The organism is Shimia sp. (assembly GCF_049116215.1).
GTDB lineage: Bacteria > Pseudomonadota > Alphaproteobacteria > Rhodobacterales > Rhodobacteraceae > Shimia.
In genome coordinates this window covers 59,192-83,356 of the sequence record NZ_JAGDZB010000005.1, presented here as the reverse complement: position 1 = coordinate 83,356, position 24,165 = coordinate 59,192, and the positions used below count along the sequence as shown (strand labels likewise).

Below are 24,165 nucleotides of genomic sequence, written 5' to 3'. Positions count from 1 at the left end.
TCAAAGACCATGACAAAGACCAATGCGGCGGGCAAAACCCGCCGCCAAATTTATGAAGACCGCCTGCGCCGCCGCTCCCTGCTAATCGCGGGCGGCAGCACTTTTGCGGTATTTTTGGCCGTTGTGATCCTGGTGCCGATGGCACCGGGATGGGACCGGGTCAAAGCCAGCTTTTTCAATTGGGAGGTTTTTGCCAAAACCTTTCCCAAACTGCTTGAGGCCTTCAAGCTCGACGTGGCGATTTTCCTGTGGAGCGCACCGGCCATTGTCATCCTGGGCCTTTTGGTCGCTCTCGCGCGCGACACCCGCAACCCAGCGCTGTTTCCGCTGCGCATTTTGGGGGCGGCCTACACCGACATCTTCCGCGGCGTACCGGTGGTGTTGACCGTCTACCTGATTGGGTTTGGCATTCCCGGCCTTGGCCTGCCCCGCCCGTGGAATTCCCCTTACATCTGGGGCTCCCTGGCGCTGATCTTGACCTATTCGGCTTATGTGGCGGAAATTTTCCGCTCTGGCATTGAAAGCGTGCACAAAAGCCAGCGCGCGGCGGCGCAGTCCTTGGGCCTGTCTGACGCTGACAGCATGCGCTTTGTGATCCTGCCACAAGCCATCCGCCGCGTGATCCCGGCGCAGATGAACATGTTCATCGCCCTGCAAAAGGACGTGGCCTTGCTCAGCTTCATTGGACCGGTGGAAATCTTCCGACAGGCCGGTGTCTTCAAATCTCTGCTGGCAAACTTTACCCCTTACGTTGGCGCCGCAGTGATCTTCCTCGCGGTCACAATTCCGGCCACCCGCTATGCCGACTACCTGATAGCCAAGCAAAACCGGGAGCGCAGCTGATGCCAAAAATCACCCTGAAGGCGGTTGAAAAGCGATTTGGCGACAACACGGTCTGCGACGGCATCGACCTGGAGGTCGAAGAGGGCCAGATGGTTTGCCTGATTGGGGCTTCCGGCGCGGGCAAATCCACCTTGCTGCGCTGTATCAACCTGCTGGAAACCATCGAAGACGGAGAGATCCTGCTAGACGGCGAGGACATTTCGCTGCCCGGCCTGGACCCACAACCGGTGCGCCGCCGCATTGGCATGGTGTTTCAGAGCTACAATCTATTCCCGCATATGACAGCGGCAGAAAACGTGATGCTCGCGCCGCGGCGGGTCTATAAGAAGTCCCGCGCCGCGCTGCGCCCGGAGATCACCGAACTGTTCAAACGCTTTGGTCTCGCCGACCGCATAGATCACTATCCGGACCAACTGTCCGGTGGGCAGCAACAGCGGGTCGCCATTGTGCGCGCCTTAGCAATGAAGCCTGAAGTGATGTTGTTTGACGAGATCACTTCCGCGCTCGATCCGCAGTTGGTGGGCGAAGTGCTCGACGTACTGCGCCTGCTCAAAGACAGCGGCATGACCATGGTTCTGGCGACCCATGAAATGGGCTTTGCCCGGGAGGCGGCGGACAAGGTTTGTTTCCTGAAAGACGGCAAAGTGGTTGAGGAAGCTACGCCCAGCGCCTTGTTTGATGCGCCGCAACATCCCGACACCCAGGCGTTTCTGGCACGCGCTCTGAAATAACCCCGCATCTGCCCAAAACAAAAAGCCCGCTGTCATCGCAGCGGGCTTCTTCAATTTGAACCGATCAACACCGTTTAGGTGTTGAACAGGAAGTGCATGACGTCGCCATCTTTCACTTCATAACCTTTGCCTTCTGCGCGCATTTTGCCTGCCTCTTTGGCACCGCTTTCGCCCTCGCAAGCGATGTAATCCTCATAGGCAATGGTCTCGGCACGGATGAAGCCTTTTTCAAAGTCACCGTGTATCACCCCTGCCGCCTGAGGCGCCATGGTGCCCTGACGGATGGTCCAGGCGCGGGCTTCTTTTGGGCCAACGGTGAAGTAGGTTTCCAAATGCAAAAGCTCGTAACCTGCGCGGATCAAACGATCCAATCCAGCTTCTTCCAGCCCCATCTCTTCCAGGAACATGATGGCCTCATCATCTTCCAGCTGGCTGATCTCTTCTTCGATCTGCGCTGAGATGATCACGTGGCTGTTGCCTTGTGCCGCCGCCATCTCAGCCACTTTGGCAGAGTGTGCGTTGCCTTCAGCAGATTCAGACTCGCCCACGTTACACACATAGAGCACAGGCTTGGTGCTCAGAAGTTGCAGCATTTTCCAGGCCTTGGTGTCGTCTTCGTCAACCTCAACCAAACGCGCCGGCTTGCCATCTTCCAGCATCTCTTGCGCTGCTTTCAACAGGCGTTCCTGCTGAACCGCTTCTTTGTCGCCACCGCGCACCTTGCGAACGATGCCCTGCAGGCGCTTCTCGATGCTTTCCAGATCCGCCAGCATCAGCTCGGTTTCGATGGTTTCCGCATCCGCCACCGGATCAACCCGACCGTCCACGTGGGTCACATCACCGTCTTCAAAACAGCGCAGCACATGGGCAATCGCGTCGGTTTCACGAATATTGGCCAGGAACTGGTTGCCCAGACCTTCGCCTTTGGAAGCGCCTTTCACCAGACCGGCAATGTCCACAAAGGTCATGCGGGTTGGGATGATCTGTTTGGACTGCGCAATCGCAGCAAGCTTGTCCAACCGTGCGTCCGGCACGCCCACTTCACCCACGTTAGGCTCAATGGTGCAGAACGGGAAGTTTGCCGCCTGCGCTGCAGCGGTCTTGGTCAGCGCGTTAAAGAGCGTGGATTTGCCAACGTTTGGCAATCCGACGATGCCCATCTTGAAACCCATGTCCGGTCTCCTGTCTCTGGTTTGTGTCGCTCTTATGCAGAGTTTGGGCGCGGCGCAAGCCACGTGTTACAATCGTCCCATTATACAAGGAGATTTGGCATGACATTTATCCCCTACTTGTACTTTGACGGTACCAGCGAAGAGGCCATGGATTTCTACGCCGAGGTCTTTGGCGCTGATGACGTGGTCAAAATGCGCTTTGAGGATGCCCCGCCGGAGATCGGCATGGAGCAAAGCGACAAGATTATGTACAGCCACATCAAAAAAGACGGTTGGACACTGATGTCCAACGATATGGCTGAAGGCATGCCCTATGTGCCGCAGGCATCTGTCTCTGTGGCACACCAAGCGAAGACCCTGGATGAGGCCAGAACCCGCTTTGACACGCTGAGCGATGGTGGCGTGGTAATCATGCCTTTTGAAAAGCAGTTTTTCTCGGCTGGGTTTGGCATGTGCAAAGACAAGTTTGGCACACAATGGATGATCATGGTTGCGGATACCGAGGCCTGAGCTCTCAAGGGCGATTACCAAGGATTGATTTCCCTTCGACTTTTCGGCACATCTGCTGTGATCAAACTCTGAGGGATCTTCATGACTCGCATCGACGCCAAATTCGCCGAACTGAATGCTGCTGGAAAAAAAGCCTTCGTGTCTTATGTCATGGCCGGAGATCCCGACTACGACACCTCTCTGGAAATCATCAAAGGCCTTCCCGCAGCTGGCGTCGACATCATCGAGCTGGGCTTGCCGTTCACCGACCCAATGGCTGATGGTCCTACCATTCAGCTGGCCGGCCAGCGCGCCCTAGATGGCGGCATGACGATGGAACAGACGCTGGATCTGGCCACAGAGTTTCGACGTGTTGATGACACCACGCCAATTGTGCTGATGGGCTATTACAATCCGATCTATTCGCGCGGTGTTGACCGGTTTTTGATGGATGCAAAGCTTGCTGGCATTGACGGGTTGATCGTAGTGGACCTGCCGCCGGAAGAGGACGCCGAGCTGTGTATTCCAGCACAGGCAGCGGGCCTGAACTTCATTCGTCTGGCAACGCCGACCACAGACGACAAGCGTCTGCCGAAGGTTCTGCAAAACACATCCGGCTTTGTGTACTATGTCTCCATCACCGGCATCACAGGCTCCGCCGAAGCAGAGGCCACCAATGTGGGACCAGAAGTGGCCCGCATCAAATCCAAAACCGATCTGCCAGTGATTGTGGGCTTTGGCATCAACACCCCAGAAAAGGCAGAAAACATCGCATCTGTCGCAGATGGTGCCGTGGTTGGATCTGCCATTGTCAGCCAAATCGCGGAAGGCAAATCTGTCAACGAAGTGCTGGCCTTTGTAAAGTCCCTGGCCGACGGAGCTCACCGCGCCTGATCCAAACAAGCATTTGGCGTGGTTCGTCACGCCATGCTACACTAAAGCTGCTCAAGTCGGCAGGCAGTGAGCGTAATCGGTGTGTGCCCTTTCCCTTTAACTAGGAGCACACGCCATGCCATCCGACCAGCCCCCCTCCCCTCGCAAACGCCGCGGCCGCAAGTCCCCGCCGATCAGCCGGGCGTCCGCAGACGCGTTCTCTCTTGAGCATGTGATTGGCCCGCGCGCGCATTTTGGCTTCCTCGACAGCAACCGCATGGCAACCCTAAAAGGGCGTGTGCTGGACCTTTTGGCGGACTACGGCGTGATGATTGTGCATGCCGAAGCCAAGGCCGCGCTTTTGCGTGCAGGTGCGATCGAAGGAGCTGAATCAGGCCGCCTAAAAATGCCGCGCGATATGGTGGCGGAGGCATTGGCCGCGACGCCCAAAAGCTGTCATCTCGCAGGGCGGGACCGGAAATTTGACATGCAGGTGCCGCGTCTGGATGCAGGCTTCATCCTGCGCACTGGCACCGGCGGCCATGGCTATGTTGATCCACGCGATGCCAGTTACCGCAACATGGACCTGAAAGCCGCCCGCGAAATTGCCGCTGTGGCCAATACGCTGGATCAAGTGGGCTTCATTGCGCATCCATTTGTGCACGGCGTGCCCGAGGTCACCGCAGACATCCACAGCTTTGCGGCCATCTCTGCCAACACGGAAAAACACGTGTGGATGCAGCCGTACCAAAAAGAAAACATCGACTACCTGCTCAAAATTGCAGCCATTGCCGCCGGAGGTGAAGACGCCCTGCGCGCCAACCCGTCGACCAGCACCATCACCTGTTCCTTCTCGCCGCTGGAATTCAAATACATGGACACAGAGGTGATCATTGCCTGCGGCAAATACGGCGTGCCGGTGCACGCCTGCTCCTTGCCCAGCGCGGGTGGCACCGCGCCGCTCTCGCCCGCAGCGCTTGCAGTCATGGCCGTGGCTGAGGTGGTGGGCATGGTGACAATGGCGCATGTGCTATCCCCCGGCCTGCCCGTGATTGCCACGCCATTGATGTTTGCACTCGACATGCGCACCGGCAGCGCGCTGCAATCCTCTGTGGAGGCGATGCAGGCCGCCTCGCTGTCGATCCAATTGGTGAAACAGGGCTTTGGCCTGATGGCGCATACGTATGGGTCTGGCTCGGACACACCGGACTCTGACCATCAATCCATGGCGGAACGGGCCCTTCTGATGCAAACCGTGGCCCTGTCTGGGGCGGATATTTTGGGTGGCATTGGCCAGCTTGAATGTGCAACCGTTTTTTGTCCGGTTCAGGCGGTGTTGGACAACGAGCTTGGCGGCATGGCACGACGCTTCTTGCAGGTACCAGAGGTGAATGACGCCGCCCTAAACTTTGAGGAGATGCTCAAAGTGCCGGTTGGCGGTCATTTCCTGGACAGTGACCACACGGTGGCGGGCTGTCGCGATCAACACACGCCGGAGATTTTTCAACGCATTGGCCGGGATGACTACGAGGCCGGCGGGCGCCGTACGGCCTTTGACGTCGCGCGCGACCACGCGCTCAAGGCGATTGATGAGGCGCCTCAAACGGGCTTTCTGTCAGACACGCAAAACGCCGAGATCGCCGCCCTAGCGGCGGCGGCAGATAAACATATCGTCGAGGTTTATTCCGGCAAAGTGGACACCATCTGACACAAAGCCAACTGGCCTGCGGACATTGCATAGCCTACTCCGGCCAGCGTCCCTCTGACTGCAGGGCGTTGGCCATGGCCTGCACAAGACTGTCGCGACTGATCGGCTTGGGCACGTGGCCACTCATACCTTCCGATAGGTATCCGGCCACCTGATGCACCATTGCATTGGCACTGACAGCCAGAATCGGCGTTGGTTCCTGCATTTTTCGGCTTTCGATTTCGCGAATGCGCCGCGTCGCCTCCAGCCCATCCATGACCGGCATATTGATGTCCATGAGCACCATGTCATAGCGTGTCTTTTCCCACGCCTGCACCGCCTGCTCACCATCGTCGACAATGTCCAGCGCCAGCCCCACCTTCTTTAACATATGTTTAAGCACAATCTGATTGGTGCGGTTGTCTTCCGCTGCCAACACCCGCAGACCCGACAGGCTGCGTCCCGCATCCGCGGCCGAGCGCCGCCCGTTTTGCACCGGCGTGGCATCGGAAAATTCGACCATGACCTTGGCGTGAAACTCGGCTCCGTCGCCGGGGGGGGAGCGCAGAGAAATCTCGCCGCCCATCAGCTCGCAGATGTGGCGCGATATGGCCAGCCCGAGTCCGGTACCGCCGTGCATGCGCGTGACACTGGCGTTGGCCTGGCTAAACCGCTCAAACAGGCGCAATTGTTGCGCCCTGGGAATGCCCGGCCCCGTGTCTTTGACCTTCAGGCTCAGCACCGCTTTTCCCGATCGATGCGGAATCACATCCACATGCAACGCCACCGAACCAGTCTCAGTAAACTTGATCGCATTGGACAACAGGTTGCCCACCACCTGCTGTAGCCGCACCGGATCGGTTTTGACCGAGCAGCGGGCCGCTTGCGACATCACGGTCTTGAAGGCGAGCCCCTTTTCCTCCGCTCGAAACTGATAGTGGTGGCGCATGCCATCCACCAAATCGGTGAGCTGGTAAGGAATGATTTCAAATTCCAGCTTGCCGGCCTCAATTTTGGAGATGTCCAGAACGTCGTTGATGATTGCCAACAGCAGCCGTCCGCTGTCGCCCAGAATGGTCACCAGTTTCGCCTGTTCCTCGCTCAGCCCACTGTCGTCCAACGCCTGTGCCATGCCAAGGATACCATTGAGCGGCGTGCGAATCTCATGGCTCATGGAGGCCAGAAAAACCGATTTGGCTTCATTGGCGGACTCCGCCGCAACCCGCGCTTCTTCCAATTCACGTGTACGATCCTGCACCGCCTGCTCCATGGTGCCCAACAGCTTTTGCAACCGCTGATTGGCCTCATAGAGCTCGCGACTTTTGCCCTCCAGAAGAGACTCGGCCTCCTCCCTCGCAACACGCTCCCGCATGTATCTTCGCCGCGACACGGCGTCCGTCGGCGGCGCTATGGGCTCTCGCAAATACATCAGGCGGCCTTCTGTATCAAAAACTCAGCGCAAAACTTCTCGCCGTCCTTGCGCTCCGTCATCTGGATAGACGCCTCATGCTTGAAGTGCTGCAAACAAGCTTCAATCAGACCGTGGCAAAAGTGGTGCAAGGGCCGTTCGCTGGAATAGACCATCTTGAAACGCCCATCTTCGAGCCTCTCGGTCGCAAAAGTGGGCAATTCCACCTCGGGGTAAAGCTTGCGCACCTCCACATGCACCTCGTTCTCGATCGACTCCAACATGTCAAAGCCGTCCGTTTTGCCCTCAAAGAACACCGGATAGCCGTCAGCAAAACGGCCAAACATCCAATGGCCAAACTGCTTGTGCAAGGCTTCCACCGGCGCGCCGAGCTCCGCGCCAACCGCGTCCACAATCTGCAAAAGCTCACGACAGGGGTAATTGCCAACCGCGCTGAACGCGCCGTCGTTCTCCAATTCCACCTTGTCCAGGATGTCATCCACCGCCTCTTCGCCCATCACAGACTCGGCCATTCGGATCAACTCGACAAAAACAATGCCTTTCATGCGGACCTCCGCGCCACTCATACAATCACAACAAGAAATTATGAGAACAAAGTGTAAACATCCCGTTAACCGACAAGGGGGATTGCGCGAAATCCCTCGCATTGGTAAAGAAGCTTTACCAAAAAGCGACCTGAGAGTGAGTTTATGCCTGTCATCACCTGCATCGAGGACCTCAAGCGCCTCTACCAACGCCGCGCACCCCGGATGTTTTACGACTATGCCGAGACCGGCAGCTGGACAGAAAAGACCTTTGTAGAGAACACATCGGACTTTGCCGACCTATATCTGCGCCAGCGGGTCGCCGTCGACATGTCTGGCCGTTCCACCGCCAGCCAGATGATCGGACAGGATGTCGCCATGCCGGTGGCGCTTGCACCCGTGGGCCTTACAGGCATGCAATGTGCTGATGGTGAAATCAAAGCCGCCCGCGCAGCCGAAAAGTTCGGCGTGCCTTTCACCCTGTCCACCATGTCGATCAACTCGATTGAGGATGTGGCCGAGGCCACCACCAAACCGTTTTGGTTTCAGCTCTACACAATGACCGACGAAGACTTCGTCGACCGCCTGATCCAGCGCGCCAAAGACGCCAACTGTTCCGCACTTGTCATCACGCTGGACCTGCAAATCCTGGGCCAACGCCACAAAGACCTAAAGAATGGCTTGTCGGCTCCGCCCAAGCTGACCCCGTCCACCATTGCCAACCTGATGACCAAATGGCGCTGGGGCATTGAGATGCTTGGCGCAAAGCGGCGCAACTTTGGCAACATCGTAGGACATGTCGAGGGCATCACCGACACCGCCGATCTGGGCGCGTGGACGGCACAGAGCTTTGACCTCACCCTCGACTGGGACAAGGTGGCCAAGATCAAGGAGAAATGGGGCGGCAAGGTCATCCTGAAAGGTATTCTGGATGCCGATGACGCCAAAATGGCGCTCAAAGTGGGCGCGGACGCCATTGTCGTGTCCAACCACGGCGGCCGCCAGCTGGATGGTGCGCTCAGCGCCATTCGCGCCCTGCCTTCGATCATGGAGGCCGTGGGCGACGAGGTTGAGGTGCATCTGGACAGCGGTATCCGCTCCGGTCAGGACGTGCTCAAAGCGCTCGCATTGGGCGCCAAGGGCACATACATCGGCCGCGCCTTCATCTACGGCCTTGGTGCAATGGGCGAAGCTGGCGTGACCAAAGCGCTGGAGGTGATCCACAAGGAACTGGATGTGTCCATGGCACTCTGTGGCCGCCGCACCATTGAAGACCTGGACCGCGATATCCTGTTGGTACCGGAAAACTTCGAAGGCCGCTGGCAGGCCTAAGCAATTGCTTTGACAAGCTCTTGCTCGGCGCGCCATAAACGCACCGGGCAAGAGGGTTCGCGCGCATGTTGGTCTTTTTCAAACCAAATCTGGCATTTCTATCGGTGCCCAAAACCGGTTCGACAGCTTATGAATTGGCCTTGCGTCCCAAAGCCGACGTGATCTTCACCAAAAAGGTGAAACACATGACGATGGGCAAATATCACGCCAAACTCGCGCCTTTCCTGAAAGACACTTATGACCTCACGCCGGAACGCTTTGCCGTCATGCGAGATCCGGTCGACCACGCGCGCAGCTGGTACAAATACCGCAGCCCGGAACGCATGAGCTTGGACAATTCAACTTGTCACGGCGGAGTCAGCTTTGATGAGTATATCCTGGACGCCATCAGTGACACGCCGTCGCGCGCCGCAGGGATCGGCTCACAAGCCTCCTTTTTATCGCTGGAAGAAGGCGTCGTCCCGGTGCATCACCTGTTTGCTTATGAGCGCCAAGACCTGCTGCGCGCCTTTCTTTTTGGACGCTTTGAAGACGACATTCAGCCGCGCAAACTCAATGTCTCCCCTCAGATGGAGGCAGAAATTTCGCCATCCGTGGAGGCCAAATTCCGCGCCGCCCGCCCTGCAGATTTTGCGCTATATGACCGCATCAGGGATGCGGACGGCATCTTGCAGGATTTTCAGGACACATAACGCGCGAATCCCCTTTGCATTCTGACAAATCCGCGCTATAGGCGCGTCTTCACGCGGGGATACAGCCTTGGAGGATCCCTGCCTATGTATATGGAGAATTCAAAATGGCTGGTCAAATTCCTGATCTGAACGCCGAAGCACGCACGGGGACAGGCAAGGGCGCCGCTCGTCAAGCGCGTCGCGACGGTTTTGTTCCTGGTGTTGTTTACGGTGGCGAAGCAGACCCACAAGCAATCCAAATCCCTTTCAATGTTCTGTTGAAGAAACTGAAAGACGGCCGCTTCCTGTCGACCCTGTTCAACCTGAAAGTTGAAGGCCAGGAAGACGTGCGTGTGATCTGCCGTGGTGTCCAGCGCGATATCATCAAAGACCTGCCAACCCACATCGACCTGCTGCGTCTGCGTCGCACCTCCAAAATCAACCTGTTCATCCACGTTGATTTTGAAAACGAAGAAGAAGCACCTGGCATCAAAAAAGGCGGCGTGCTGACCATCGTACGTCCTGAAGTTGAGCTGAACGTGACCGCAGGCGACATTCCTGAGCGTCTGGTTGTGGATCTGACCGGCAAAGACATCGGCGACACCATCACCATCAGCCAGATCGACCTGCCTGAAGGTGCAAAGCCAACCATCGACCGCGACTTCGTGATCGCCAACTTGTCCGCACCGTCCGGCCTGCGTTCCGCTGGCGAAGATGAAGACGGCGAAGGTGAAGGCGAAGAGGCCGCAGCCGAAGAATAATCACATCACCGCATCTGCGGTTTGTGGAAACGCGGTGCCTCCGGGCGCCGCGTTTTTTTGCGCACGCAGGACTGCACACAATTGAAATCAAGTACTTTTCAACTTGGCGCGACAATCACCCCAAAAACACACAACCCGAAAGATACTCATTCACAGGTTGTTAGGGGTTCCCGCGCAATCGTGCCCACAAGTCGATCAGCGAACATTTGGCCGGTCGCACAAACACTGTTTTCAACAACTGGGGTGCCTAGATGAAACACGCTTTGATGGGATGTATTTTGGCGGCAAGCGCAAGCATGGCGCATGCAACCGAACAGCTCAATATTTTTACATGGGACGGCTACGTCAACGACGCCGAGGTATCGGCAGTCAATGCTCTGCTGAAAGAGCAAGGTTACGACGTTCAGGTCAACCTGCTGGAGACCGTGGCTGAGGGCCCGCAGCAGATGTTTGACATGCTGCGCTCTGGTGACGTGGATGTGTCCTTCCTGACGCTGAACTACATCAACATGGAAGGCAGCCCTTCTGCCAACATGCTGCAGCCCATCGACGTGAACTCTCCCCGTCTGGAAAACTACCAGCACCTGTCCAAGGCGCTGACCGACATCCCGATGGGCATGAAGGGCGATCAGCACCTCTATATCCCATGGGGTGGTGGCGCTTACGGCATCTGGGCCAACCTCGACAACGTGCAGGAGATGCCAGCGTCGGTCAAAGCCATGCTGGAACCGGAATGGAAAGGCCGTCTGTCGTTGACCGATGGACAGGTGCATCCAAACGTATCGCTGGCGCTGCTGGCGCTTGGCCGCTCCGCCTTTGAGGTGAACGACGTCTCCGGCGACCGTGCCGCATTGGGCGCCCTCGCTTCTGCGGACAGCGATCTGCAGCAGACCGTAAATGCGCTCTACAGCCAGGTTGGCCACTTCTGGAGCGCCTCCCCGCCTTTCACCGGCGAATATGATCTGGTGGCCTCTTATGGCGTAGGTGCCTCCGCGGCTATTGCCGAAGGTGGCAACTGGGGCCTGGTGCCGTTTGAGGAAGGCAACACCGTCTGGCTCGACACCATCAACTTTGCCAAACATCTGGAAGGTCAAAAGCTGGAAGCGGCGGAGATTTTTGCCAACTATTTCATCGGTAAAGAGGTTCAGACCCGCGTGGTTGAAGGCCTGGGTATGGTCGCATCCTCCGCATTGGTCGACGCCAACCCACTGATCGAAGCCAACCCGGACTTCTTTGAAGAGAGCATGTTCTGGCCGCCATACACCCGTGCCGCAGGCAACGCGATCGAGTTGATCTCCAAACGCGCAATGGGCATGAGCGCGACCAACCAAGAGGCGCCAGCGTCATATCCTCTGTCATTGTAGGACAGAGGGTCACAAATAGAAAACGCGGCATCTTCGGTTGCCGCGTTTTTTTACACCGCACCATGGCCATGAGTGCGGGATTCAGTCAGAAGGTCAGTCTTGCCCAAAAGGCCGACACTTCACAATCCCGCGCATATCGAAGTCGCGATTGACCGCGTGGCTCAAACCGTTTTGTCCTCCAAATGCAAAGGATACCCTCACAGCGACCAGCTCGGCGTCCAAATCAAACAGCCCTTTGGCAGCATACCGGAGTTCTTTGCTCCCCTGTAACCGAGCGTACTCACGCTGGCCATAAACATGGCACAGGGACTGCGCATCTTGTTGGGTTTGAGGTTTTCTTTTCTGGTCGAGCTTAACGGTGAGATGGAGCAAGTTTCCTTCTGTTGCCCCACCAAACGTCGCTGGCGCAGTCCAAACTGATGTCTGAAGGTCTCCCCGCGCACCTGACTTCAACACCACCCGATCTGCGAAGGTATTTCCGGAGAAGCCGACCACCGCAACCGTGAACCAGAGAAAGAAATTCATAAACCTATATCTCGAAACAAAAACACATCGAGGTTCTAGGAAAGGTCTTTGTCAACAGTATGACCAAGGCGCGCTGAAGGCGCGTTGCGAAACGATAAGACGCTTACACTTTCCGGCCACGCACGTCGGGTAACGCGATGTTCGCAACCTGCTCCGCAATTGGCGGCGACGCCAAGGGATGGTGCTCTTCAGCGAAATCCTCAGGATCCGTCATCGCCTGCCACGCCCCACCAACAAAGACCTCCAGACCGGAGAACTTGGCCTTGTACCCCATCTTCTGACTGCCTGGCACCCAATAGCCGAGATACACGTAAGGCAGCCCCGCCTCGCGCGCGATTTCAATGTGATCCAGGATCAGGAACGTGCCCAAAGACGTGCGGCTCATCTCCGGGTCATAAAACGAATAGACCATGCTGACACCGTCTTCGAGCACATCGGTCAGGCACACGCCCGCCAACATACCGCTGTCCCGATCGGTATACTCCACCACCCGGCTGCGAATGGGGGTTTCCTCGATCATTGCGGCAAATTCAAACACGTCCATGTCGGCCATACCACCGTCCGCGTGGCGACTGTCCAAATACCGGCGGAACAGGTCAAACTGCTCTTCCGTGGCCCAGGGCGATGTTGCTCTGCGCTGCAGATGTGCATTGCGGCGTGCGGCCCGGCGTTGGCTTTTGGTGGCGGTGAATTTGGAGACGTCAATCCGGGCGGACATGCAGGCATTGCAGTCTGTGCATGATGGCCGATAGAGCACATTCTGCGAACGCCGGAAGCCCTGTTGCGATAGCGAGTCATTTAAAGCAGTGGCGTTGTCGCCCTGCAGTGCGGTGAACAACTTGCGCTCCATCCGGCCTTCCAGATACGGGCACGGCTGTGGCGCGGTCACGTAAAACTGCGGGACTATCGGAAGACTATGACGCATGACACTCCATCACCTCTGAACGCTTCCGACGTTATCAACAGGTTATTAACCCGCCAAGCCCCCCGAAGGGGGTAATCGGCGGGTTTCCGGAGCCATGGTTAAAATTTGACAGGCATTAACCGTTCATTTCGACTAATTTCGTGACCCTTTGGTAAGGTCTCAGGAACAGGCTGTGATCAGCTTCTGCATAAAGCCTTTTCCGGCTTCAAACTGCGCCACCGATAGGAACTCATCTGGCTGATGGGCTTGCGCAATGTCCCCCGGACCACAGATCACTGTGGAGTATCCGGCATTTTGGAAATGACCACCCTCGGTGCCATAACTGACCACACGGGGCGCGTTGTCCCCGGTCAACTGGCGCACCAGAGCTTCCGCCTCGCCGGCCTCTTCCGGCAACAGACCCGGTACGTAAAACTTTTCTTGCAGCGCAATGTGGCTCTCCGGCACAACCGCCTGCATCTCCGCCTCAACCTCGGCCACCTTGGCTTTGAATCGGGCAATCCAGTCGTCGCGGTTTTCATCTGGCACAATGCGGAAATCGAGACCAAAGCGGCAATCCAGCGCGGTGATGTTGTGCGCCGTGCCACCTTCAATCACACCAACATGCACGGTGGTCCACGGCGGCTCAAACGTCGCCGCCACGGGCCCCGCTTCTTTGGCGCGGCTTTCCACGTTCATCTCGTTGGCCCATTCGATCAGCTTGGCACCATACATGATCGCGTTCACGCCGGTGTGCATCAGCGAACTGTGCACCTCAAAACCGCGCACATGCACGTTGAAGCCCTGCCCACCTTTGTGGCCGGTCACCGCGCCCATCATCGAAGGTTCACCAACAATAACCGCAGACCCTTTGGGGAAATGTGTGTCGATGCTCTCAATCAGCGGCGCCGCACCTGTGCAGCCAATTTCCTCATCATAAGACAATGCCAGCTGCAATGGACGCTTCAGGTCACCATAATGGCCCTCAACAATGGCCCAGACTGCCAGCGCATCAAAGCCTTTCATGTCACAGGTGCCACGGCCAAACAGCTTGCCGTCTTTCTCAACCACCTCAAACGGATCGGTTGACCAGGGCTGGCCTTCAACAGGCACCACATCCGTGTGCCCTGAGAACACCACCGCGCCCTCGACCATCGGGCCAACATGGGCAAACAGACCCGCCTTCGCCGGATCTGTCTCATGTGGATGTTGGTGGGCCTTGATACCGTGGGACGCAAGATAGTCTTGCACCCATTCGATCAGCGGCAGGTTGGTGTCGCTCGACACGGTCGGAAACGACACCAACTTGTCCAAAATGGCCCGCGGGCTCAGACGCTCCGCCATCGGCTTAGTACCCACTGTCGGTGATCAGAACCTTGTGGCCCGGTCCAACCTCTTTGTACTCAGACGGCGCGGCTTCATACCCCACAGGGTGGATTGGCGACGGGATCGGCTTGAAGTTCAGATCTTTCTCAGACTTGCGCTGACGTGGATCGGCAATTGGCACCGCCTTCATAAGCGCCTGCGTATACGGGTGCTGCGGATTCTCAAACACCGCGCGGCGTGGGCCAAGCTCCACAATCCGGCCCAGATACATCACACCGACATGGTGGCTCACCCGTTCCACAACGGCCATATCGTGGCTGATAAACACGTAGGAAATGCCCAGCTCAGCCTGCAGTTCCATCATCAAGTTCAGAACCTGCGCCTGTACCGACACGTCAAGCGCGGACACCGCTTCGTCTGCGACAATCAGCTTCGGGTTCAAAGCCAGCGCGCGGGCAATCGCGATCCGCTGACGCTGACCACCGGACATCTCGTGTGGATAGCGGCGCATGAAGCTGCGGGGCAGTTCCACACGGTCAAACAGCATCTCGACTCGTTTTTGCAGCTCTTTACCGGAGTGCGTGCCATAGTTGCGCATTGGCTCAGAGACCTGGTCCTGCAACATCATCTGCGGGTTCAGAGATGCAAATGGGTCCTGGAAGATCATCTGCATGTCTTGGCGTGTTTTGTGCAATTCCTTTGGATTGAGCGACATTACATCGCAGCAATCAAATTGAACACTACCCGATGTCGGTTCCACCAATCGCAACAAAGAGCGGCCCGCAGTGGATTTACCACAGCCGGACTCGCCCACAAGCGATAGGGTCTGGCCCTTGTTAACGGTGAACGACAAATCTTCAACCGCGTGCACGTTGGCCACGGTGCGGCGCATCAGGCCGCCCTTCACCGGGAAGCGGGTCACGAGGTTTTTCACCTCAAGAATGACCTCATCTGTGCCGGGAATTGGATCGGTGCTGTGGGAGGTGTCGCCAAACAGCTTCATTGGGCTTGGCACATCTGTGCCACGCATCTCACCCAGTTTGGGTACCGCTGCCAGCAGCGCCTTGGTGTAATCATGGGTTGGGTTTTCGAAGATCTCTTCGACGGTACCCTCTTCCACCTTATTGCCGCGGAACATCACCACAACGCGGTCCGCCATCTGTGCCACAACCGCCATGTCGTGGGTGATGAACATCACAGCCGTGCCGGTTTCACGCTTCAGCCGGTCCATCAGCGCGAGAATTTCTGCCTGAATGGTCACATCCAACGCGGTTGTTGGTTCGTCCGCAATCAGAAGACGCGGTTCACAGGCCATCGCCATGGCAATCACAACACGCTGACGCATGCCGCCGGACAGCTCATGGGGGTACTGGTTCAACCGGCGCTCAGGTTCCGGAATGCGCACCTCTCGCAACAGCTCAATTGCCCGCGATTCCGCCGCGGATTTGGACAGTTTTTTGTGCAACCGCAGCCCCTCGGTCAGCTGACGCCCGACAGTGAACACCGGGTTAAGCGCGGTCATCGGCTCCTGGAAGATCATGCCGATCTCGTTGCCGCGAATCGTCCGCATCAAATCCTGGTTGGCCTCAGACAGGTCCACATCTTCCGCATCTTTGCGGTCAAACAACAGTTTACCACCGGCAATATCGCCGCCGCCAAACTCAACAAGACGCATCAGCGACAGCGAGGACACCGATTTACCGGAGCCAGATTCTCCAACGATACAAACGGTTTCGCCTGGGTTCACCTTGAAGGACACATCCTCCACGCCCACCACGGGCCCGTCCTTGGTCTGGAACTCGACTCGCAGATTCTCGATTGACGCAATGGCGTTGTCCAACATGAAGGTGTCTCCCCTTACTCTTGTTTTTGTTGTCCCTCGCCGCGAAGCTATCGCCCATATTTGCAATGGTCAAACCATGTAGGGCCAGATTCAGGCTCTGAATGAACATTTATTCAATTTGGCCCCTTGCAATTTTACCCTCACTGGTCTGTGATGCCTGCAGTCTGAGGGGAGTACGACTTTTTCACTTTGTGAAACCGCAAATGAGCTCATTTGCGCCCTCTCCAGACAAGCAAAAACCGGATGGAACCAATCCGTCCCAAAAGCACGCATCTTGCGTGCACCAACATGGAGTGAGACATGAAAGCAAAGACTTTGATGCTTGGCGCCGCAGCAGCATTTGTGATGGCCCCAGCAGCCATGGCAGAGCGCGGTTCGGACGGCCACGTAAACATCATTTATTGGCAGGCGCCATCCATCCTGAACCCGTACCTGTCTTCCGGTACCAAGGACGTTGAATCCGCCTCCCTCACCCTGGAGCCGCTGGCACGTTACGACGAAACCGGCAAAATGGTTCCGTTCCTGGCAGCTGAGATCCCAACCGTTGCAAACGGCGGCGTATCTGAGGACCTGACCACCATCACTTGGACCATCGCTGACGGCATGGTTTGGTCCGATGGTTCCGCAGTGACCTCCGCTGACGTTGTCTTCACCGGCGAATACTGCATGCACCCAGAAGGCGGTTGCGCACAGGCAGCATTCTTTGACGGCGTTGAAAACATCGAAGCACTGGACGAGAAAACCGTCAAAGTGACCTTCAACCAGCCAAAGCCAAACCCATATGGCCCATTTGTTGGCGGTCAATCGCCAATCATCCAGAAAGCTCAGTTCGAGAACTGCACAGGCGCCAAAGCTCCTGAGTGTACAGCTGAGAACTTCGGCCCAATCGGCACTGGCCCATTTGTTGTCACTGACTTCAAAACCAACGACGTGATCCAGTACGAAGCCAACCCAAACTACCGTGACGCGTCCAAGCCTGCGTTCGCAACTGTGACCTTCAAAGGTGGCGGAGACGCAACCGGTGCTGGTCGTGCGGTTCTGGAAACCGGCGAATTTGACTACGCATGGAACCTCCAGCTGGCACCTGATGTGATTGCCAAGATGGAAGAAGGCGGCAAAGGCAAAGCGATCGCTGGCTTCGGCCCGCTGGTTGAACGTCTGGAAATGAACATGACCAACCCGTCCTCCGACCTTCCGGAAGGCGAGCGTGCGACTGTTGCTCACCCACACCCATTCCTGTCCGACATGAACGTGCGTAAAGCGCTGTCCATGGCGATCGACCGCGAGCTGCTGGTTGAAATCGGCTACGGTAAAGCGGGTAAAGTGACCTGTGATCTGGTGCCTGTGCCTGCAAACTACGCAGCTGGCAACGACTACTGTGCCACTCAGGACATCGCCGGCGCCAACGCGCTGCTGGACGAAGCTGGCTGGGTTAAAGGTGGCGACGGTATCCGCGCCAAAGACGGCGTAAAGCTGTCCATCCAGTACCAGACCTCCACAAACGCCGTTCGTCAGGACTTCCAAGCCCTGATCAAACAGTGGTGGAGCGAGATCGGTGTTGAAACCGAACTGCGCAACCTGTCCGCATCTGTCTTCTTCGGTGGTGACGCTGGGTCCCCAGACACCTTCCAGAAGTTCTACGCAGACGTGGAAATGTATGCCAACACCTTCAACGGCACCGACCCTCAGCAATACCTCGCAGCGTACCGTTGTGGCGGCGAGCCAAAGCCATCTTCCCAGTGGCAGGGTGAGAACATCAACCGCTTCTGTGATCCGGCATACGACGCTCTGATCGACGAACTGGCACGCACCGGTGACATCGAGAAGCGTGGCGAGATTGCCAAGAAGATGAACAACATGCTGACCAAAGACAGCTACACCATCGTGCCTCTCGTGCACCGTGGCCGCGTTTCGGCACACGCAAACTCTCTGGGCGGCGTCGTCCTGAACGTTTGGGACTCCGAGCTGTGGAATGTTGCAGACTGGCATCGTGTGAAGTAATTCACCGATCAGGGGCGAGCTTTCGGGCTCGCCCCAACTCTATTAAGCCCCGCACAGTAAGGTCACTGCGCGGGGCTCAACAACAAAAACGACGCACAAAGGCGCTTCCATGCTGACCTTCACCATACGCCGTCTGATCCTTGCGATCCCGACGTTGCTCTTTATCTCACTTGTCATCTTCCTCCTGCTCGAGCTCGCGCCCGGCGATCCGATGGCACAAGTTCCCTTGACCGTCCCGCCAGAGGTCAAAGAAAAAATGCGCCTGGCCCTTGGCCTTGGCGAACCTGGCTACATCAGATTCTACAAATGGCTGGTCCAGTTCTTCTGGGTGGAACCCCAGATCCTGTTTGACCACATGTTTGGCACCACCTTCGCCGAAGGTAAGCAGCGCATCATCAGCTGGCAGCACCGCGGTCCTGTGATGGACGTGGTTGTCGAGCGCCTGCCACAGACCCTGTGGGTTGTGGGCCTGTCCTACATCGTGGGCATCCTGATCGCGCTGCCGATTGGCATCTACTCCGCCTACAAACAGTATTCGCTGTTCGATCAGGCAGGTACTTTCATCACCATGATCGGCTACTCCATCCCGCCGTTCTTCACAGGCCCACTAGTGATTGTGTTGTTCTCGGTGAACTTGGGTTGGTTCCCGTTCATCTACGACACCACTCATGAGGTCGTGGATTGGGACAGCTTTGTTTATCAGCTGCGCCAGATGATCATGCCGGTTATGGTGCTTGCGCTGCAAACCACTGCACAGATCAGCCGCTACATGCGTGCGTCCATGCTGGACAACCTCAATCAGGACTATGTGCGCACCGCGCGTGCCAAAGGCCTGAGTGAGCGTGTGGTTGTGCTGGTGCACGTGCTGCGCAACTCGATGATCCCGGTTGTGACCGTGATTGCGCTGGGTCTGCCAGCCATCTTCGGCGGCGCCATCATCACCGAACAAGTGTTCTCCGTGAACGGCATCGGTGCTCAGCTGATCGGCGCCATTCAGGCCAACGATCTGCCAACCGTGCAGACGCTGACCTTTATGTTCGCTTTCCTGATCGTCTTCTTCAACCTGATCGCAGACGTGCTCTACGGCATTCTTGATCCGAGGATCCGCTATGACTGATACCACCAACACCGAGCCAACCACCCCACCGCACAGCCAGTGGTACGATGTTTGGCACCAGTTCAAAGCGCACAAAGGCGCTTTGCTGGGTGGCATCATCTTCCTGATCATCGTGTTTGGTGTGTTCATTGGCCCCCTACTCTGGCCCTATGACGCGACCTACATCGATATTCGGGCCCGGAACCAAGGTCCAAGCATGGCGCACCCCTTTGGCACCGACCAACTGGGCCGTGACTTGCTGGCACGGATGATGGCAGGTGGCCAAACCTCCATCGCAGTGGGCCTGACCGCCATGTTGCTGGCTCTGAGTTTGGGCAGTTTTGTCGGCATTGTCGCCGGTTTCTTCAAGAAACTCGACGGCCCGCTGATGCGTCTGACAGACCTGTTCCTGGCGCTGCCGATCCTGCCGCTTCTGCTGGTGATGATGATGCTCTTCCGCGAACCGCTGTCCTCAGCGGTTGGTCCGGAGCGCGGCATCTTCATCCTGATCGTGGTCGCCATCGGCGTCACCTCCTGGATGCCCACTGCGCGGATCGTGCGTGGTGATGTGCTGGCGTTGAAAGAGCGTGAGTTTGTTTTGGCAGCCCGTTCCATCGGGACGTCCAACAAGAACATGATCACCCGTCACATCCTGCCCAACGTGCTGTCGCCGATCATGGTGTCAGCCACTTTGGGGATCGCCAACGCGATCATCACGGAATCGGCGCTGTCCTTCCTGGGTCTTGGCTTCCCGCCAGACTTCCCAACCTGGGGCCGTCTGCTGAACGATGCGGTGCAGTATCTGCAAGACTACCCGGAGCGTGTGTTCTGGCCCGGATTGGGTATCTCGCTGACCGTGCTGTCGGTGAACTACCTTGGCGACGGTTTGCGCGACGCGCTCGACCCCCGCATCCGCGGTCGGTAGGGCCCCCAACTAAGACACTTAAGGCCGGGCACTTGCCCGGCCTTTTTAGTTTCGAAACTGCAGCCCCATGATGATTTCAGGGCTGCTTGTCTCGTCAAAAGCCTGCCCGTCCCAACCTCCACTCAAATGCCGCACCCCCAGCCCCGCTTGATGCGCCAATGCTTCCAGTTGCCCCTTGGTGCAAAACCGCAGACAGCTCTCGGAGCCAATCTCCAGCCCCTCGGGCTCAAACCGATACGTCTCGTCAAACTGCACCAGCTCGCCTCGCACCGATGTCACCTCATGCGCAACCTGAACTGTCCGACCTTCAGGCAAGGCCACCGGCGGCCCTGCGTTCTCCGGTTGCCACCGCTCCCAGGCCTTCACAGCCGGATTGCGGCTCTCAGCAAAAAACGCCCCGTCCGGCGCCAGCCGCGCCACGACCTCCGCATAAAGCCGCAAGATGTCCTGATCGCTCAACAGGCACTGAAACGCGTGGCCGGTCATAAAAATGAAATCAAACGGCCGCGACTTGGGCACAACACAACACCGCCCCACATACCATTCGATCAGCTCTGCACCGGGTTTCTCCCGCGCAAACGCCACCATGCCCGGCGCAGGATCAACCGCACAGACGTCATGCCCACGCGCCGCCAACTCCAGTGCAAACTGGCCGGTACCACAGCCGATGTCCAAAATTCGTTGCGACACATTGGGCAGCTGTGACAGGTAAAAGTCATAGTCCTCCCGCCCGGCATTTAAGGCGTCATAGACCGCAATCAGCGCCGGATCTGAATACAAACTGTTCACTGCCATCACTACCCTCACACATGTTGCCTGAGCTTAAGCCTGCCCTGAGGTAAACTTCCAGTCACGCATTCCTGACCAGCTTTCTGAAATACACGCCTGATTTTCGGCTGCATGGCGGATGTCGCCTGCTAGGGTGCCGTCATGATGTTTGATTTGCCCAACCATGACGCACTCTATGAAGCGCTGCTCAAGCGCGACGCAGCCTACGACGGGCGCGCCTATGTCTGTGTCTCCTCCACCGGCGTCTTCTGCCGCCTCACCTGCCCCGCCCGCAAACCCAAATCAGAAAACTGCACCTTCTTTGCCTCCATCGGTGAGTGCATCGAAGCGGGTTACCGAGCGTGCAAACGCTGCCATCCCCTGGCCCCTGCTGCCGAATCCGATCCCGCCATTGCCGCGCTTTTGGCCGCATTAGATGAACGCCCAGACATCCGCTGGTCCGAGCGCCACATCGCCCAAATGGGTTTTGATCTCTCCACCGTGCGCCGGTCGTTCAAACGCCAGTTTGGCATGACCTTTTTGGAAATGGCCCGCCAACGCCGTTTGCGGGAGGGCTTCGAAGTCCTCAGCCAAGGCGACAAGGTCATCGACGCACAGCACAGTGCCAGCTTTGACAGCGCCTCCGCCTTCCGCGCGGCGTTTGCCCGCCTACTTGGGTGCGCCCCAGCAGATCTGCGCAAAGGCGGCTTTCTCCGCGCGGATTGGATCACCTCCCCCTTGGGTGACATGATCGCCGTCTCCAGCGCGTCCCATCTGCATCTGTTGGAGTTTGTCGAACGCAAGGCCCTACCCCGCGAGCTGTCCCGCCTGCGCGCGTTTGCCAAAGGCGATCTGGGCCTCGGCCGCTACGCTCCCACCGATCAGGTCGAGGCCGAACTGACCGCCTTCTTCACGGGCAAGAACGCACAGTTTGAAACGCCCCTCGCCTTCCACGGATCAGCTTTCACCAAAGAAGTCTGGCACGCACTCTGCGACATCCCGGCTGGGAAAACCCGTACCTATTCCGAACTGGCCAAAACCATTGGCCGCCCTACAGCCACCCGCGCTGTGGCCCGCGCGAACGGCGCCAACCAGATTGCTTTGCTGGTGCCCTGTCACCGTGTGCTCGGCGCAGTTGGTGCGCTGACCGGCTATGGTGGCGGGCTATGGCGCAAACAGAAACTCATCGAAATCGAACGCCAATATCAACGAAAGACAACATCATGACCCAAGCTGATCGCGCCCGCGCCTTTGCCGCGCTGCACCAACCCGGCACGCCGCTAGTGCTCTACAATTGCTGGGACGCAGGCAGCGGCGCTGCCATTGCCAAAGGCGGTGCGCCCGCGCTGGCCACCGGCAGCTGGTCCGTGGCCGCCGCCCAAGGCTACGCGGATGGCGAAGCTCTGCCGCTGGAGACTCTCCTCCAAATCGCCACCCGCATCACCGATACCTGCGACGTGCCGGTCTCGCTCGACTTTGAGGGGGGATATGCGGTTGATACCGATGCACTACGCAAAAACACCGCGGGTGTGCTGGCTGCAGGCATCATTGGCATCAACTTTGAGGACCGTCTGGTGCAAGGCCAAGGCCTTCATGACATCGACACACAAACCGCGCGTATCGCCGCAATCCGCGCTGAGGCAGACACTCACGAAGTGCCGCTTTACATCAACGCGCGCACCGATCTGTTTTTGCAGTCTGATCCAACCGAACACGGGCAACATGTCGAGGCCGCCATCACCCGCGGCATAGCCTATGCCGAGGCTGGCGCCAGCGGGTTCTTTATCCCCGGCCTGTCTGATCCAGAGATGATCCGCACCATCTGCGCCGCGGTCTCCCTGCCAGTGAACGCCATGTGTCTCGATGTTGCCGCAGACGTGGCGCCTATGGCGGCAACGGGCGTGGCTCGGATCAGTTTTGGCCCCGCCCCTTACCGCGTCGCCATGAAGGCCCTGACGCAGCAAGCGGAACGTCTTTACGGTTAAGGCGTCGACAGGCTGCCAAACCAAGCCCAGCTGTCGGCGGCAATCTGGTCGCCGATGTCATAAAACCAATGTGTGTGTTGTGGGATGATGATCAACTCATTGGTCACACCACGTCGTGCCATCTCTTCGCCGGAGGCGCGAATGTCGTCCAGTTCAAACGCCTTTTCATGTTGCCCGACATAGGCCCGATACGGTTTGGGCTCTTGTGGGACAATCTGATGGCTGGCCGGAAGAAACCCACCGTGTAGCGCAGCCGCGCGCCACGGGCCCTTTGTTTTGTTGAGCAGGGCTTGCGCATACACCGCGCCGGCAGAATGCCCAAAAAGAAACACTCGCTTCCGATCAATCTGATGCGTCTCATGCAACTGCTCGATCATCTTCTCCAACACATACGGTGATGGCGCCTCATAAGGCCAATTCCCACTAGGCGCGGTAGGCGCCAGGATCGCAAAACCGTTGTTGCGGGCGGTTTCATACCACATTTCGATCATCGACAGGCCCGTCCGGTCGCGCCCGTGAAACAGCACCACCAAAGGCACCGGGCGCGCAACCTGCGGGCCCACATAGTGCCACTTTACCGGGGTGATCCCGTCCAATGTGCTGTCAGACGGCACAATGGTCCGGATCTTCTCCGACGGCTCGTAGTGAAAGTCTTTGAGGTGTCGCACATGAAATTGCGTCGCGCTTTCCATCGCAAAAGACGCGGCTGTTGGCGCGTGTTCTGCCACCGGCATCATTGCTGCCGCGTTACGGGATTTGGTGCTCTGCGCCGTCCAGACAAACAAGCCCGCCCCCGCACACGCCACAATCGCCAGAAAAAGAACCACCACACGTACCACGACTGACCTCACCGATCTTGTTGTTCATCCGCTACATCGCGCAGGTTTGCGGCAATCCTTTGGCGCAACACGGGCGC

General features: G+C 57.7%; 23 protein-coding genes. 14 read left to right on the top strand and 9 right to left on the bottom strand.

Translation table 11 applies throughout. The annotated features are described in order from the left end of the window. Nucleotides 1–9: 9 nt before the first annotated feature. Both JXR15_RS15115 and JXR15_RS15110 read left to right on the top strand, forming a co-directional pair. Nucleotides 10–843, top strand: coding sequence for an amino acid ABC transporter permease (locus JXR15_RS15115; RefSeq protein WP_422054041.1), 834 nt, complete (start codon nucleotides 10–12; stop codon nucleotides 841–843). Next, nucleotides 843–1,574: an amino acid ABC transporter ATP-binding protein gene (locus JXR15_RS15110; RefSeq protein WP_422054040.1), complete on the top strand. Its 732-nt coding sequence runs from the start codon at nucleotides 843–845 to the stop codon at nucleotides 1,572–1,574. Before JXR15_RS15115 ends, JXR15_RS15110 begins: the two co-directional genes overlap by 1 nt. Nucleotides 1,575–1,648: 74 nt before the next feature. On the opposite strand, the gene ychF is transcribed toward JXR15_RS15110, so the two are convergent. Beyond that, complete coding sequence (gene ychF, locus JXR15_RS15105; RefSeq protein WP_422054039.1) at nucleotides 1,649–2,746, bottom strand: redox-regulated ATPase YchF; 1,098 nt, start codon at nucleotides 2,744–2,746, stop codon at nucleotides 1,649–1,651. Nucleotides 2,747–2,845: 99 nt separating this feature from the next. Between ychF and JXR15_RS15100 the strand changes: the two genes are divergently transcribed. The 3 genes from JXR15_RS15100 (at nucleotide 2,846) to JXR15_RS15090 (ending at nucleotide 5,816) form a co-directional block, all read left to right on the top strand. Beyond that, nucleotides 2,846–3,256: a VOC family protein gene (locus JXR15_RS15100; protein WP_422054038.1), complete on the top strand. Its 411-nt coding sequence runs from the start codon at nucleotides 2,846–2,848 to the stop codon at nucleotides 3,254–3,256. 81 nt (nucleotides 3,257–3,337) lie between these two features. Beyond that, entirely contained in the window at nucleotides 3,338–4,129 is a 792-nt protein-coding gene (trpA, locus tag JXR15_RS15095; RefSeq protein ID WP_422054037.1) for a tryptophan synthase subunit alpha, read from the top strand. Between the two features lie 115 nt (nucleotides 4,130–4,244). Further along, entirely contained in the window at nucleotides 4,245–5,816 is a 1,572-nt protein-coding gene (locus JXR15_RS15090; protein WP_422054036.1) for a trimethylamine methyltransferase family protein, read from the top strand. A gap of 34 nt (nucleotides 5,817–5,850) precedes the next feature. Here the strand turns inward: JXR15_RS15090 and JXR15_RS15085 are convergent, their stop codons facing one another. Together JXR15_RS15085 and JXR15_RS15080 are read right to left on the bottom strand one after the other, a co-directional pair. Then, complete coding sequence (locus JXR15_RS15085) at nucleotides 5,851–7,167, bottom strand: ATP-binding protein (protein ID WP_422054035.1); 1,317 nt, start codon at nucleotides 7,165–7,167, stop codon at nucleotides 5,851–5,853. 56 nt (nucleotides 7,168–7,223) lie between these two features. After that, complete coding sequence (locus JXR15_RS15080; RefSeq protein WP_422054034.1) at nucleotides 7,224–7,769, bottom strand: heme NO-binding domain-containing protein; 546 nt, start codon at nucleotides 7,767–7,769, stop codon at nucleotides 7,224–7,226. Between the two features lie 144 nt (nucleotides 7,770–7,913). Here JXR15_RS15080 and JXR15_RS15075 point away from each other — a divergent pair, with 144 nt between their 5' ends. The 4 genes from JXR15_RS15075 (at nucleotide 7,914) to JXR15_RS15060 (ending at nucleotide 11,876) form a co-directional block, all read left to right on the top strand. After that, a complete protein-coding gene (locus tag JXR15_RS15075; RefSeq protein WP_422054033.1) occupies nucleotides 7,914–9,080 on the top strand; it encodes an alpha-hydroxy acid oxidase in 1,167 nt (388 codons plus the stop codon). Between the two features lie 65 nt (nucleotides 9,081–9,145). Next, nucleotides 9,146–9,772 (top strand): hypothetical protein, encoded by a 627-nt coding sequence (locus tag JXR15_RS15070; RefSeq protein WP_422054032.1) that lies wholly within the window; start codon nucleotides 9,146–9,148, stop codon nucleotides 9,770–9,772. Between the two features lie 104 nt (nucleotides 9,773–9,876). After that, nucleotides 9,877–10,512 carry a 50S ribosomal protein L25/general stress protein Ctc gene (locus JXR15_RS15065; protein WP_422054031.1) on the top strand — a complete coding sequence of 212 codons (636 nt, stop codon included), beginning with the start codon at nucleotides 9,877–9,879 and terminating at the stop codon, nucleotides 10,510–10,512. A 251-nt stretch (nucleotides 10,513–10,763) separates the two neighbouring features. After that, complete coding sequence (locus JXR15_RS15060; RefSeq protein WP_422054030.1) at nucleotides 10,764–11,876, top strand: ABC transporter substrate-binding protein; 1,113 nt, start codon at nucleotides 10,764–10,766, stop codon at nucleotides 11,874–11,876. Between the two features lie 93 nt (nucleotides 11,877–11,969). On the opposite strand, the gene JXR15_RS15055 is transcribed toward JXR15_RS15060, so the two are convergent. The 4 genes from JXR15_RS15055 to JXR15_RS15040 form a co-directional block, all read right to left on the bottom strand. Further along, complete coding sequence (locus JXR15_RS15055; protein ID WP_422054029.1) at nucleotides 11,970–12,401, bottom strand: hypothetical protein; 432 nt, start codon at nucleotides 12,399–12,401, stop codon at nucleotides 11,970–11,972. 103 nt (nucleotides 12,402–12,504) lie between these two features. Further along, on the bottom strand, nucleotides 12,505–13,326 hold the full coding sequence (locus JXR15_RS15050; protein WP_422054028.1) for an arginyltransferase: 822 nt from the start codon (nucleotides 13,324–13,326) through the stop codon (nucleotides 12,505–12,507). 159 nt (nucleotides 13,327–13,485) lie between these two features. Beyond that, nucleotides 13,486–14,649, bottom strand: a complete 1,164-nt coding sequence (argE, locus tag JXR15_RS15045; protein WP_422054027.1) for an acetylornithine deacetylase — start codon at nucleotides 14,647–14,649, stop codon at nucleotides 13,486–13,488. Between the two features lie 4 nt (nucleotides 14,650–14,653). After that, nucleotides 14,654–16,474: an ABC transporter ATP-binding protein gene (locus JXR15_RS15040; RefSeq protein ID WP_422054026.1), complete on the bottom strand. Its 1,821-nt coding sequence runs from the start codon at nucleotides 16,472–16,474 to the stop codon at nucleotides 14,654–14,656. A gap of 300 nt (nucleotides 16,475–16,774) precedes the next feature. Here JXR15_RS15040 and JXR15_RS15035 point away from each other — a divergent pair, with 300 nt between their 5' ends. The 3 genes from JXR15_RS15035 to JXR15_RS15025 all read left to right on the top strand — a co-directional run bounded on the left by JXR15_RS15035 (nucleotide 16,775) and on the right by JXR15_RS15025 (nucleotide 20,496). Beyond that, a complete protein-coding gene (locus JXR15_RS15035) occupies nucleotides 16,775–18,475 on the top strand; it encodes a peptide ABC transporter substrate-binding protein (protein ID WP_422054025.1) in 1,701 nt (566 codons plus the stop codon). Nucleotides 18,476–18,584: 109 nt separating this feature from the next. Further along, nucleotides 18,585–19,592: an ABC transporter permease gene (locus JXR15_RS15030; protein WP_422054024.1), complete on the top strand. Its 1,008-nt coding sequence runs from the start codon at nucleotides 18,585–18,587 to the stop codon at nucleotides 19,590–19,592. Continuing rightward, entirely contained in the window at nucleotides 19,585–20,496 is a 912-nt protein-coding gene (locus JXR15_RS15025) for an ABC transporter permease (protein ID WP_299418592.1), read from the top strand. The genes JXR15_RS15030 and JXR15_RS15025 overlap by 8 nt, the downstream gene beginning before the upstream one ends. 45 nt (nucleotides 20,497–20,541) lie before the next feature. Here JXR15_RS15025 and JXR15_RS15020 read toward each other — a convergent pair whose 3' ends face one another. Then, nucleotides 20,542–21,291, bottom strand: coding sequence for a class I SAM-dependent methyltransferase (locus tag JXR15_RS15020; RefSeq protein WP_422054023.1), 750 nt, complete (start codon nucleotides 21,289–21,291; stop codon nucleotides 20,542–20,544). A gap of 135 nt (nucleotides 21,292–21,426) precedes the next feature. Here JXR15_RS15020 and JXR15_RS15015 point away from each other — a divergent pair, with 135 nt between their 5' ends. Further along, complete coding sequence (locus tag JXR15_RS15015) at nucleotides 21,427–22,491, top strand: bifunctional transcriptional activator/DNA repair enzyme AdaA (RefSeq protein WP_422054022.1); 1,065 nt, start codon at nucleotides 21,427–21,429, stop codon at nucleotides 22,489–22,491. Continuing rightward, a complete protein-coding gene (locus JXR15_RS15010; protein ID WP_422054021.1) occupies nucleotides 22,488–23,249 on the top strand; it encodes an isocitrate lyase/PEP mutase family protein in 762 nt (253 codons plus the stop codon). Before JXR15_RS15015 ends, JXR15_RS15010 begins: the two co-directional genes overlap by 4 nt. Here JXR15_RS15010 and JXR15_RS15005 read toward each other — a convergent pair. Beyond that, complete coding sequence (locus tag JXR15_RS15005; protein WP_422054020.1) at nucleotides 23,246–24,088, bottom strand: hypothetical protein; 843 nt, start codon at nucleotides 24,086–24,088, stop codon at nucleotides 23,246–23,248. The two genes, JXR15_RS15010 and JXR15_RS15005, sit on opposite strands and share 4 nt — an antisense overlap. Between the last annotated feature and the right edge of the window lie 77 nt (nucleotides 24,089–24,165).